This window comes from Labrys sp. HAY1-8F, assembly GCF_056754975.1.
The window spans coordinates 715,431-727,823 of record NZ_JBPGWZ010000001.1 but is presented as its reverse complement, the minus strand read 5'-3'; the positions used below and the strand labels follow the sequence as shown (position 1 = coordinate 727,823).

The 12,393-nt window shown below is 63.1% G+C and carries 12 protein-coding genes; 3 read left to right on the top strand and 9 right to left on the bottom strand.

Annotation, left to right across the window (positions count from 1 at the left end; all coding sequences use genetic code 11):
* Position 1 precedes the first annotated feature (1 nt).
* The 9 genes from ACR9ZN_RS03370 to ACR9ZN_RS03330 form a co-directional block, all read right to left on the bottom strand.
* Entirely contained in the window at positions 2–1,264 is a 1,263-nt protein-coding gene (locus ACR9ZN_RS03370; protein ID WP_481271350.1) for a class I SAM-dependent methyltransferase, read from the bottom strand.
* 125 nt (positions 1,265–1,389) lie between these two features.
* Positions 1,390–2,772: a sigma-54-dependent transcriptional regulator gene (locus ACR9ZN_RS03365; RefSeq protein ID WP_481271349.1), complete on the bottom strand. Its 1,383-nt coding sequence runs from the start codon at positions 2,770–2,772 to the stop codon at positions 1,390–1,392.
* A complete protein-coding gene (locus tag ACR9ZN_RS03360) occupies positions 2,747–4,549 on the bottom strand; it encodes a sensor histidine kinase (protein WP_481271946.1) in 1,803 nt (600 codons plus the stop codon). Before ACR9ZN_RS03360 ends, ACR9ZN_RS03365 begins: the two co-directional genes overlap by 26 nt.
* Positions 4,550–4,551: 2 nt before the next feature.
* Positions 4,552–4,947 (bottom strand): EamA family transporter, encoded by a 396-nt coding sequence (locus tag ACR9ZN_RS03355; protein WP_434960743.1) that lies wholly within the window; start codon positions 4,945–4,947, stop codon positions 4,552–4,554.
* Positions 4,944–6,080, bottom strand: a complete 1,137-nt coding sequence (locus ACR9ZN_RS03350) for a GNAT family N-acetyltransferase (protein ID WP_454817882.1) — start codon at positions 6,078–6,080, stop codon at positions 4,944–4,946. The genes ACR9ZN_RS03355 and ACR9ZN_RS03350 overlap by 4 nt, the downstream gene beginning before the upstream one ends.
* Positions 6,077–6,982: an alpha/beta hydrolase gene (locus ACR9ZN_RS03345; protein ID WP_454817884.1), complete on the bottom strand. Its 906-nt coding sequence runs from the start codon at positions 6,980–6,982 to the stop codon at positions 6,077–6,079. Before ACR9ZN_RS03345 ends, ACR9ZN_RS03350 begins: the two co-directional genes overlap by 4 nt.
* Positions 6,979–7,341 (bottom strand): EamA family transporter, encoded by a 363-nt coding sequence (locus ACR9ZN_RS03340; RefSeq protein ID WP_434960746.1) that lies wholly within the window; start codon positions 7,339–7,341, stop codon positions 6,979–6,981. Before ACR9ZN_RS03340 ends, ACR9ZN_RS03345 begins: the two co-directional genes overlap by 4 nt.
* Complete coding sequence (locus ACR9ZN_RS03335) at positions 7,338–8,252, bottom strand: arginase (RefSeq protein ID WP_454817886.1); 915 nt, start codon at positions 8,250–8,252, stop codon at positions 7,338–7,340. The genes ACR9ZN_RS03340 and ACR9ZN_RS03335 overlap by 4 nt, the downstream gene beginning before the upstream one ends.
* Complete coding sequence (locus ACR9ZN_RS03330; protein ID WP_481271348.1) at positions 8,249–9,013, bottom strand: MtnX-like HAD-IB family phosphatase; 765 nt, start codon at positions 9,011–9,013, stop codon at positions 8,249–8,251. The genes ACR9ZN_RS03335 and ACR9ZN_RS03330 overlap by 4 nt, the downstream gene beginning before the upstream one ends.
* 416 nt (positions 9,014–9,429) lie before the next feature.
* On the opposite strand from ACR9ZN_RS03330, the gene ACR9ZN_RS03325 reads away from it, so the two are divergent.
* From ACR9ZN_RS03325 to ACR9ZN_RS03315, 3 genes are all read left to right on the top strand, one after another.
* Complete coding sequence (locus ACR9ZN_RS03325; protein WP_434960749.1) at positions 9,430–10,284, top strand: fatty acid desaturase family protein; 855 nt, start codon at positions 9,430–9,432, stop codon at positions 10,282–10,284.
* 63 nt (positions 10,285–10,347) lie between these two features.
* Entirely contained in the window at positions 10,348–11,694 is a 1,347-nt protein-coding gene (locus ACR9ZN_RS03320) for an aspartate aminotransferase family protein (RefSeq protein ID WP_454817892.1), read from the top strand.
* A 66-nt stretch (positions 11,695–11,760) separates the two neighbouring features.
* A complete protein-coding gene (locus ACR9ZN_RS03315) occupies positions 11,761–12,351 on the top strand; it encodes a phosphatase PAP2 family protein (protein WP_434960751.1) in 591 nt (196 codons plus the stop codon).
* Positions 12,352–12,393: the final 42 nt, after the last annotated feature.

Genomic DNA, 12,393 nt, shown 5'->3' with positions numbered 1-12,393 from the left:
CTCAGGCTACGTTTCCAAGCTGGGTGTCAGCGGGCGTAAACTTGCTGGCCGCCGGCCGGCGTTCGGCGCTGATATAGTCGCGTGTCATCGGCAGGGTCTGGTTGGATCGGGCGAGCTGGATCTGGAACACCACCAGATCCTCGCAGCGGAAGGCGACCTCGGCGGCGGCGAGGTAATATTCCCACATCCGGCAAAAACGCGCGTCATACAGCGCCTCGGCCTCGCCCCAGTGTGACAGGAAACGTTCGCGCCAGGCCCTCAGCGTTTCGGCGTAATGCAGGCGCAGCACTTCCACATCGGTGACGATCAGCCCGGCCCGCTCGATGGCCGGCAGGATCTCCGAAAGCGAGGGGATGTAGCCGCCGGGGAAGATGTATTTGTCGAGCCAGGGCGTGGTGAAGCCGGGTTCGGACGAACAGCCGATGGTATGCAGGAGCATCACGCCGTCGTTGGCCAGAAGCCGGGCGGCGGTCCGGAAGAAGGTCTCGTAATAGGCAAGACCGACATGCTCGAACATGCCGACGGAAACGATGCGGTCGAAGCGTCCCTGGACACTGCGATAATCGATCAGGTCGAAATGGACGCGGCCCTCGACAACGCCCTTGGGCCGTTCGCGGGCAAAGGCGAGCTGTTCTTCCGACAGGGTGACGCCTCGGACCTCGGCAGCTCCGGCCTCGGCGATCGAGCAGGCGAGACCACCCCAGCCCGAACCGATGTCGAGCACCCTGTGCTGCGGCCCCACCCGAAGCTTTGCGATGATGTGCTGCTTCTTGGCGGCCTGGGCGTCTTCCAGGCTCTGGCCGGGATATTCGAAATAGGCGCAGGAATATTGCCGGTCGGCATCCAGGAACAGGTTGTAGAGGCGCCCGTCGAGATCATAGTGATGCGCGACATTGCGCTTGGAACGGCCCGGCAGGTTACGCAGCCGGAACCGGCGCAGAGCGGCGCGGGCCCGATCGATGAGGCGCGCGGGCAGGGGATGGGTCTGGTTCTGGCCCTCGCGCAGGATGAGATGGACGAAATCGTAGATCGAGCCCTGCTCGACCAGGAAGCGCTCGTCCATGTAGAGTTCGCCGAGCCGCATGTCCGGATCGGCCAGCAGCGCCACCACAGCAGCCCGGTCCGTCAGGCGGACGGTGACAGGTTCGCCGCTGCCGTCACCGAAGACGAGCCGGGTTCCGGCGGGTGTCACCACCGTCAGATTGCCGCGGCTGACGATCCTGGCAAAGGCCCAGCGCACGATGCGGTCCAGGATGGAATCCATCTCATGATCTCCTATGGGGCGGCGTCAAAGCGTTTTGCGGTTCGTCGGAATCGCCAAGAATCGCAAAGACGCGTCGAAACAAAACAATGAGAGCAACGCGCGTTCACACCTGAACGCGCTTTGCTCTAGGAGCGCGGCCCGACCGTCTTGGAGACGGTGATGTCGTATTTCTTCAGCCGGTGCCAAAGGCTGCGTTCATTGATGCCGAGCAGTTCGGCTGCGCGCACCTGCACGCCGTCGGCCCGCTTCAGGGCTTCGACGATGAGGCCGCGTTCGAAGGCGGCAGCTGCATCGTCTAGTTGAATGGGAAAATCCTGCGCCGCGCCGTTGCCGGGCTTTTCGGCGATATAGGGCGGCAGGTCGGTGGCCGAGATCACCGGGCCGCGCGCCGAAATCAGTGAACGTTCTACGCAATTCTGCAGTTCGCGGATGTTGCCGGGCCAGCGATAGGTGGTCAGCACGCGCACGGCGTCGGGGCTGAAACGGATGTCGCGCTTGCCGAGCGTGGGCGCGAGGTCGTCGGCGAAAAGATCGAGAAACAGCGGAATGTCCTCGGCGCGTTCGCGCAGAGGCGGCAAGGCGATCGGGAACACGGCGAGGCGGTAGTAAAGATCCTCGCGGAACTTGTTCTCGGCCACCATCTGGGTGAGGTCGCGGTTGGTCGCGGCGATGATGCGCACATCGGCCGTGCGTGAACCCGTGGCTCCCACCGGCTCATATTGGCGCTCCTGCAGCACGCGCAGGATCTTGGCCTGCAGGTTGAGCGGCATGTCGCCGACCTCGTCGAGGAAGAGGGTGCCACCCTCGGCCTGGGCGAAACGGCCGACGCGATTGCTGACGGCGCCGGTGAAACTGCCCTTCACATGGCCGAAGAACTCGCTTTCCAGCAGTGCCTCGGGAATGGCGGCGCAATTGACCGCGACGAAGGGTTTGCGTTGGCGCGGACTGTTGAAGTGGATGGCGCGGGCCACCACTTCCTTGCCCGAGCCACTCTCGCCGGTGAGCAGCACCGTGGTACGCTGCTCGCACACCTCGCTCACGGCACGCAGTACCTTCTGGAAGGCAGGGGATTTGCCCACCAGCGTGTCGAACTTGTAGCGTCCGGCCAATTCCTGGCGCAGGCGCTCGTTGTCGCGCAAAGCCTCGTGAAGCCGCAGGGCGTTGGCGAGGGTCGTCGCCAGCTCCTCCTGTTCGATCGGCTTGTCGATATAGTCGAAGGCTCCGTCCTTGATGGCCTGGACGGCGTCGCGCACCGTCGAGTAGGCGGTCATGATCACCACCGGCATGGAAGGATGGCGGCGGTGAATTTCGGCCAGCAATTCCTGCCCGCTCATGCCGGGCATGCGCAGATCGGTGAGCACGAGATCGACCGGTTCCTGCTCCAACCGCTCGAGCGCGGCGGCACCGCTGTTGGCGGTAAGCGGGCGATAGCCCAGCCCCTCCAGCACGCCGCTCAACACGTCGAGCAACTTCACCTCGTCGTCAACGAGCAGGATCGTTTGGGACATCGCCTGCCCTCCGTTGAGATGCGGGTATCACGAGTTCGAAAATGGCGCCGCCATGCGTGGCGTTGCGGGCCTCGATCCAGCCGCCATGACCTTCGGCGACGGCGAAGACGCGTGCGAGGCCAAGCCCGGTGCCGCTGTCCTTGGTGGTGACGAAGGGATCGAAGATGCGGTCGATCAGGGTTGACGGGATGCCAGGTCCATTGTCGGCAAAGATGAAATGCACCTCGTCTCCCTCGGTGGTGATGCGAATGTCGAGGCGGGGGCGAACGGCAAGCCCGGGTGCCGTCGCCAGTTCTGGCGTTCCTTCCATGGCCTGCAGGGCGTTGAGCACCAGGTTGAGGCAGGCCTGGATCATCTGGTCGCGATCGACATGGATGCGGGCTCCGCCGCTTTCGTCCTCGACATTGACGAGGACCTGTTGGTGCTCGATCTCGCTCTGGCAACTGCCGAGAACCCGGTCGACAAGATCGACGGGAGCCAGGTCCGTCATGCGCTGCGGCGGCCGGGCAAAGGCCAGGAAGTCGCGGATCAACTGGTCGATCCGGCGGACCTCGTCGATGACATAGCCCAGGCGCCGCGTCTCCACCTCGGTCAGGTTGGCGCTGTTCTGGAGGAGCTCGGCGGAGGTCTTGATGATGCCGAGCGGATTGCGCACCTCATGCGCAAGGCCGGCGGCAACCTCGCCGAGCGTGGTCATGCGCTCGCGCCTTCTGAGCTTGGCTTCCATCTTGCGCAGCCCCTCGAGCTGTTGGGCCATCGAGTTGAACGCGATGGACAACTGGCCGAGTTCATCGTGGCGGCGGGTCGGCACGCGCTGGGTGAAATCCCCCTTCGCGATGGCGTTGACGCCCTCCGCAAGACGAATGACCGGGCTGGTGAGCAGGCGCGACATGATCAGGCCGGCGCCGAGCGACAGCAGCATGCCGAAGGCGAAGATGGCGATGAACAGGTTCTTGCTCGTCACCCAATCGGCAATGCCCGACTCCGAGCTGAGGCCACAAAACAATACGCCAATGAGGGTGTTGCCATCTCGGATCGGCGCATAGATGCCGATGGAGATATCCTCGCTAGCGATGTCGGCGGATGTATACTCATCGACGCCATTGCCAGCGACCTCGGCCAGCGTCGCCGCGGGCAAGGCAATGGGTGCTTGCCCGTTGGAGGCATAGACCTGCGTGAACTGGCCATTGACCTTGTAGTAGAGGCGAACAGTCAGCGACGACAATGCCCCCATATTGGCGACGAAGCTTTGGTCGACCAGCGTACCGATCAGCACGTGGTAGCGCTGGCCTTGATAATCGAAGGTGCTGGAGCCCGCCGCCATCAGGGTCGGCGTGCCGTCGATCACGTCGAGATAGAGCTTCTGGCCCTCGCCGAAGGGTACGCTGGTGATGTTGGTGGCCGGCTTGGAGGAGAAGACGACCTTGCCCTCATTGTCGGAGATCAGCAGGAGATCATAGCCGAGTGCATTGATCATATGCGACACCGCCGGCGGCATCTCGTGCGATTGTCCGGTGACGAGAGCGGTCAGGCTGCCATTCTCGGCGAGCACGTCGGCGATGCTGGCGGTTTCCCGACGCTGGTCGAGGATGTTGGCCACGAAAAAGTGCGAGGTCTGGAACAGCCAGGCCTCGACATTGTCCTCGAACGTGGTGGAGACCACTTGCGTGGCGAATTTGGTCGCGATCAGCATCGGAATGACGCTGATGATGACGAACACGCCGACGAGCTTCCAGCGTATCGAGCGGCTCCACCATTTATAGAGAACGGTGAGCATCGTCACCCGTCGCCTCCCCCCATGACGACCACCCCCGCCACGATCAGGCCGATGCCCACCATGCGCCAGGGCGAGAGTTCTTCACCAAAGACATAGTGCGAGGCGATGGCAACCACCAGCATCACCACGGCGGTGAGAGGAAAGCCGAAGCTGAGCGGAATGCGATCGAGAATGACCATCCAGGCGGAGAAGGCCCCTAGATAGCCGAAGACCCCGACGATGACCCAGGGATTGCTCGCCGCTTCCATAAGCCAGGCGAGGCCGAAGGGAAGATGCGCCAGCGCCTCGCCGCCGATCTTGAGGGCGAATTGCGAGGTGGTTTCGAACACGAGCAGAAGCAGCCACGCAAACAGGGTATTGCGGTAGCCCGGACGCGGAGTGGATATCGTGTTGGTCATGCCGCATCCTTCACGAGATTGGCGATCGCAGGATCGAAGCGGTCCAACCGCACGAATTTGGCGACGACTTGCAGTATGGTGTTAATTGCCGCGTTGCGATGGCGAAAATATTGCCAATTGGGTTGCAGCCGGCAGCCCAGCCGCAGCTTGGGGCCATAGAAGGCCTGGCCGCTCTGATAGACCGGGATGCCGCGCTCGATGCAATAGCGGACATTGTGCAGCCAACTGTTGAAATAGAGACTGAATTTCGGAACGACGGCGTAGTTCATGCCGATATATTTGTCGATCAGGCGGTCCGCGGTCTCGATCACGAAATTGAAGGCGACCAGCTCATTGCCATGCCAGTAGAGGAAGACGCTAGCTTCGGGGGTAAGAAAGCGCAGCAACTGCGGGAAATAGTCCGGCGGCAGATACTCGAACTGAAGGTCGCTATGGGCGACCGTTTGCTGGTAGAGGGCGGATACCTCGCCAACCACGTCGTCGATCTCGCGGCGCTGCTCGACGCGAATATCCTTGAAGGCCTTGAGCTTGCGCCGCATGTCCTTGCGGGTGGCCTTACTCAAGCTTTCGAGATAGGCGTCGAAAGTGGCAAAAGGCAGGTCGAGCATGGCCGTCGGCAGGCCGGGCAGGCGAGTGAAGCCGCTTGGCGTGAGCGCGCTGCGCCACAGGCCGTCATCCCGGGAGGGGGCATCCTTGATGCCGAGCAGGCCGTAGCGCTTGGCGGCGCCGAATTCCTGCAGGGCGGTGACGATACGCCGGAGCAGAGCCGGCCGGTCATAGGCCGGCACCTCCGGAGCAAAGCCGAGATGGCAGATTTCGGCAACCGGCGAGCCGAAGGCGATCAGGCGCAGTGACAAGAGAGCGGGCAGCACGCGATGGATCTGGTTGGTGATCCGCTTCAAGACCCCCTGCACGGTGGTGTCGAGGCGATATTCGGTGCCGAAGGCCGGCACGACGGCGACCAACCGGCCATTATCGCGGATGGCCGCGTAGTACCAGGTGAAGCCCGGAGGGCCGGCTTCCTCGCAGGCACGATAGAAGGCCCAGTTTTCCGGATCGGACGGAAAGCAGCGATTCCAGTCCGCACTGTCGAAGGCGGCGATCGAGTTCTCGACGACGGCGGTCAGCGTCATGATCGTCCTCGATTGAGCGCCAGGCTCAGCGTGGGCTGGGCGAGCCGGCGCGGCTCGGTACGCTTGAGGAAGCCGACGGAATGGTCGACCACCAGATCGCGCTCCTGGTCGAGCGTGATCATGTGATAGCTGTTTTCGAGCAGGATCTTCTCGACATTGCCGCCGAGATTGGCCGCCAGATAATTGGCATTGCGGATGCTGGTGACGTCGTCCTCGCGGGCATGCAGGACCAAAGCGGGCATGCGCAGAGCGGGCAAACGTGGTTTCAGATCGCGAATGAGGTAGAGAAGCTGGGCAAGGCTTCGGCCAGGCATATAGAGCAGGCCCGCCTCTTCACTGCGGCCGGATTCCATGGCGGCCTGCACCCGGGCCCGCAGTCGGTCGTCCTTGATGCCGTAAGGAAAATTCTCTCGGAAGCGGAAAAAGCGCCCGAGCCCAAGCAGGATGGCCACGTGCAGAAGCACGCTGCCGCGCGGCACGCTCCAGCCATCATAGAACATGGTCGGTGAATAGAGCAGGCAGCCCGCGACGCGATCGGAACGGTGGGACGCCACCAGGAGGGCCAGCAGCGCACCCATCGACAGGCCACCGACGAACACGGCATCGTGGTTCTGGCGGATCCGGTCGAAAGCTTCCAGGGCACTGGCGAGCCAGTCCTTCCAGCCGGTCGCCATGAGGTCGGCTTCGCTGCCGCAATGGCCGGCGAGCTGTACGCCGTAGACGGAATAACCGGCCCGGGCCAGGCCCTTGGCGACCAGCTTCAGCTCGGCCGGCGTGCCGGTCAGCCCATGAATCAGCAGGACGGCGGTCGGGCCGCCGGCATAATGGAAGGCATGGGCCTGAGGAGGAGCGGACTGGGTTTGGGTCTCAGATTTGCCGATCGGGGGGGTATGAACGTTCATGTCGAAGTCCCCACAATAGCGACACCCACGGCAATGAGGGCGGTCCCGAGCCAGCGCCGGCGCGATACCGGCTCCTTGAGAATGAAGCGACTTGCGAGCGCGATGCCGCAATAGGAGAGGCTCGCTAACGGGAAAGCGACGCTCAATGGCATGCGTGACAGCACGAACAGCCAGGCGCCGATCTCGATGGCGTAGGTCGCCACGCCCAGCCAGATCAAGGGCGTGGTCGCGACCTTGAGCCAGACCGGACGGGACGAATCCCCGCCTGTGACACCGTCGAGGCCAGCCTTGAAACAGAGCTGCCCGACGACGTCGCACAGGATCGTGCCGAAGAGGACGAGGAAGGCAAAACCGTTCATAGGACAGCCTCGAAGGCAGCGATCAGCCGCTCGTTGGTATGGGCATTGATAGTGAGATCCGGCTCTGCATCGACGCGCGGCTGGTCGAGCCGGGATTCGATGAGCTTGAAAGGATTGCGGTGGCGGATCGGCGCATATTCGCCGCAGATGTCAGCGCCGACCACGCTGAAATTGGCCGCCAGGCGCTGGATGGCTTCGATCAGGCGCTGCAGCGGCAGCCCGCCCTGGTCCCAGTTGGTCACGGCTTCGGTCGGCGGCAGCACGTCCTTGTCGATGGTGATCCAGATCCGTTCCGTCGGTACGCGCTCCATCAGGGCGCAAAGAAAGCCGCTCCAGTCCTGATCCACCAGATTATGCCAGCGGATCAGTCCGTCGGCGGCAACATGCCCGGCACCGCTGCGGACTTCCTTGCGCGTTTCCGAGGGACCATGCCACCAGGGGAAGAGCTCCAGGCGCCCGTTCGACAAGGCCTCCAGATTGGCCCCCTTGCGATCCGGACGCACCAGATCGTCGCTGCAGGGGCCGATGGTGACCACACGCTCGACATGCGGCAGGGCGAGCGCTTCGTTGACCCACGACCCACAATGGCGGCGGGGCATGGTCCAGCACCAATCGGGATGATTGTCGAAATGAACCACTGTCAGCGGTCCCGGTGCCGAGGCGATGAAGCCGGCTGTGAGATGATGGAAATCGCCCGAGCCCACCAGGGTGAGCGCTGGCTCGGACGGCACCGGCAGGCTGGCCCAGAAGCTCTCGAAAGCCGCATAGGTCTGCCGGCGCGCCCACAGACGCAAGGCCGGGCCGAGCGAGCGCAGATCATGCAGCACCGCCTGGCCGGACTGAAGGCGCCGGGCGATCGGCTTCTGGCCGGGCAGGCTACCGTCGAGATCCAGGATCCTGATCGGCATCATGGCAGCACCCTGGCTGGGATGCAGGTCTCGAGCAGGCCGGTATGCTTTTCCTGCCCGAGGAAGGCTCCATCGGGGACCTGCACGGCCAGACCGGCCAACCCGGCGCCGAGGCTCGGCAGTCGTTCGGCCAGAAGCTGCGTGACCTCGGCAAAATCCCTGTAGGGCAAATGCACGATGCCGCTGGCCTGGCAATGCTCCAGAAGGCCGGCCTTGGCGAAGACGAGATCGACGGCCCCGGCCGCGCAATAATCCGAGCGGCCGTCGCCGACCAGGATGGTGGTATGCGGCCCCGCTCCGCCAGTCGCCCTGACGGCCTCGCATTTGCAGGTTCCAGCAGCCGAACGGCAGGCCGTGGAGGCGTAGGGGCTGAGCATGGCATGACGGTCTTCGGCCAGGAACATCAGGCGGTTGGCGATAACAGGCAGGTCACCCAGGCCAAGACGCGAAAGGATGCGTCGGATGGCATAGTCGAGGCCGTCGCTGACGATGGTCGGCTCGATGTCATGGTCCCGGCAGAAGGCGACGAAATCGACGAAGCCGGGATCGATGTCGATGGAATCGAGCAATCGATCGAGGGTAGGGCGGCTGCAATGCAGGAGCGCGACCTGGCGCGCCATGCAATCGGCGGAGCCAATCAGGCCTGCCTGCCATTGGGCTTCGATGTCGCGCCAGCCGGGGGCCGCGAAAGCCTCGAGCAGGACGTCGGTAACGTCGCTGGTCGCTATCGTTCCGTCGAAGTCGCAATATATCCGATACGCCATTTCACGATCCGCTGGCAGAAGGTTTGCCTCTCGGGTGGCAAGATGCGTGCCAGTCGGCTTTCTTGGGGTCGCAAACCGGTGTGCCGGTCTCCAGACCGGCATGGAGACGAGTGCTTGCCGGCGGAAATGCCGATCCCGCTCCATCGACCTGCCGATGGAACGGAGAAGATCGGCACGCCTAGGCCGCGGCTTCCTCGGCTCCCTCCAAATTGCGAGCTACAAGTTTTGTAGCTCGCGTCATGAAATGTCGGAGTGGCAATCGGCGCACTGCGCGCCGCCATGGCGGGTAATGTGCCAAAAACCTTGGTGGAAGGCGGCCATTCCCTGCTTTGGCTATCTTGGCACGTTCCTTGCGGTTGGTGCGGCAGCCGCTCTGTTGGTTGCCTGACCAGGCGACCGAACCAGGAACGTTCAAGATGCGCATGCTGCAATACTCAAAATGGGACTGGGTACCCGTGGTACTCGGCACCGCTCATTTCCTTGCCGTGATCGGACTGTTTTTCGCCTTTCCGCATTTGTCGTGGTGGAGCTTCATCTGCCTGGCACTGATCTATTCGCTGTCGATATCATGGAATATCAACAGTATATCCCACAACTTCATTCATAATTCGTTCTTTGCCAGCCAGACCTTGAATGTCGCCTTCAGCTTCATGCTGTCGATTACGCTCGGGTTTTCGCAGATCATGTATAATTTTGTTCATATGCGCCATCACAGTGGCAACATGGACCGCCCCGACGGCAGTGGCAAGACGATCGATTATCTGTCGATCTACAAGCATGGCCATGACGGAAAACCCGAAAACGTCTGGGCCTATACCTTCCTGAGCTATTTCCGTGATGACCCTGCCGAGATCCTCAGGGCCATGGCGGTCAGGCGTCCGGGCGAGGCTCGTCAGGCCAAGTTCGAACTTGCCGTGATGATCGGCTTCTACCTGGTGCTGGCGCTGCTCGACTGGCGCTTCATCGTCTGCATGCTGCCCTTCAACTATCTGGGCCAGTGCCTGTCGTCCCTCAACGGCTATTACGAGCATTTCGGTGGCGACCCGGAAAAGCCGCTGGCCTGGGGCGTGAGTACCTATGAAAAGGTCTACAACTGGACCTGGATGAACAACGGCTATCACGCCGAGCATCACTACAGGCCCAAGGTCCATTGGACCAAGATGCCCGAGCTCCACCGCAACATTGCCGCGGAGCAGGAACAGGCCGGCACGCGGGTGATCCGCCCACCCCATCCCCTCGGTTTCCTCGACGCCGATCTCACCCAGCACTGAGCCCAGGAGCACCCGTCGAAGGACGGGGCGTTCGCCAACTCCCTCTTCAATCGAGATAGTTCCGTGAATTTCATCAGCACCACTCTCACGCGCACCGCCACCAGCGCCGCCCTGTTCGAAACGGCGCGCCACGTCATTCCAGGGGGCGTGAACTCGACCGCCCGGGCCCAATGGTCCGGCTGGCTGCCCTATCCCCTGTTCGTCGAGAAGGGCGAGGGATCTCGGCTCGTCGATGTCGACGGCAATCACTACATCGACTATTTGCTCGGGCTCGGCCCGATGATCCTCGGGCATCGCCCGCCCAAGGTGACCCGCGCCGTCGTCGATTTCATCGAGCAGCGCGGCACCGTTTTCGCCCTGCCGACGGCGGACGAGGCCGTCCTGGCCGAAAAGATCGTGGCCGCGGTACCTGGCGTCGAGCAGGCGCGCCTGTGCAATACCGGCACCGAAGCGGTGCTCTATGCGACGCGCCTGGCGCGGGCCTTCACCAAAAAGCGTAAGATCATCCGCTTCGAGGGCATGTATCACGGCTTTTCCGACGGCGTGTATTGGAGCAAGCACCCGCCGATCGACAAGGCCGGACCGGACCACAGCCCCACGGCCGTTGCACAGGGCCCCGGCATGCCACGCGGCGTGGAGGAGAACCTGATCATCCTGCCCTGGAACGATGCGCAGGTGCTGGCCGACGTTCTGGCCAAGCATGGCGAGGATATCGCCGGCATCATTACCGAGCCGGTGATGTGCAATACCGGCTGCATCCTGCCCAAGCCGGGCTATCTGGAGGCGATGCGCGATCTCGCCACCCGGCATGATGTCGTGCTGATCTTCGACGAGGTCATCACCGGTTTCCGCCTGGGCCTTGGTGGCGCTCAGGCGCGGCTCGGCATTCGGCCTGATTTGTCGGTGTTCGCCAAGGGGCTCGGCGGCGGCTTCCCGGTGGCGGCCCTCGGCGGCAGGAAGGAGATCATGAGCCTGGTCGCTGACGGGACCGTGTCGATGGCGGGCACCTATACGGCCAATGGCATCGCGGTCGCCGCCGCCAATGCGGCGTTGAACGAACTCGGCCAGAATGGGGTCTATGAGCAGCTGGATGCTGTCTCGGACGAATTGAGGACAGGCCTCGACCGCGTCCTGAAACAGGCCGGGCTACCCGCCTACACGGTTGGTCTCGGCCCCCTGATGCAGGTGTGGTTCGCCGACAAGCCGATCCACAACTATCGCGATGCCGAGCGCTATGCCGACCAGGAACTGTTCCGGCGCTGGTGGGAAGGCATGCTGGAGCGCGGCGTGCTCTTCCATCCCGGGGCCTACGAGAACCTGTTCGTGTCGACGGCCCATAGCCGCGAAGACATCGCAGTGACGCTGGCGGCCGCCAAGGATGTCGCCGACAGCCTCGCAGGGACGATGTGATCCATCCGGCCGCTGCTTGCTTTCTGCTGGCGGCGGCCGAAGTGTTTTCCATGCGATGATTGCTGAATGACCCTGAACCAGACCCTGTTCGCGATCCTCAATGCGGGCGTGCCGGCCAGTGCGGTCGGCCTCGACATCGGCTATCTCGCCGCTGTCTTTCTGATCTTCAGCCTGCCAGCGAAGCTGATGATCGACTGGCTATGGGGCAATTCGCGTGACCGTGGTGCCGCGATGGCCGTCGTGACCGCCATCTTGTTGGCTCTGGGGATCAATCTGTTGATCTCGACCGGGGTTCAGATACCCAGGCCGCACGAGGCTGGGATCGGACACAGCTATCTGGCGCATGCTGCCGATAGTTCGTTTCCCAGCGATCATGCGACCGTCCTGTTCGCCGCGGCCTGGGCTTATGCGTTCGCCGGACGGGCGGCTAGCGCCTGGCTGTTTGCCGTCATCGGGTTGATGGTCGGCTGGGCGCGCATCTATCTTGGCGTGCATTATCCTCTCGACATTTTCGGCGGCGCGCTAAGCGGCCTGACAGGAGCCATGCTATCGCGGGGCCTGATGGTGCTCGCGGGAACGAGGCTGCTCGCCTTTGCCGAGGCCTGCTATCGCCGCCTTTTCTCCATGTTGATCCGGGCCGGGTGGGTGCGGGCGTGATCCCGTGCCCGACGGCGGGCCGGTTCCGGCCTGCCTGATCCC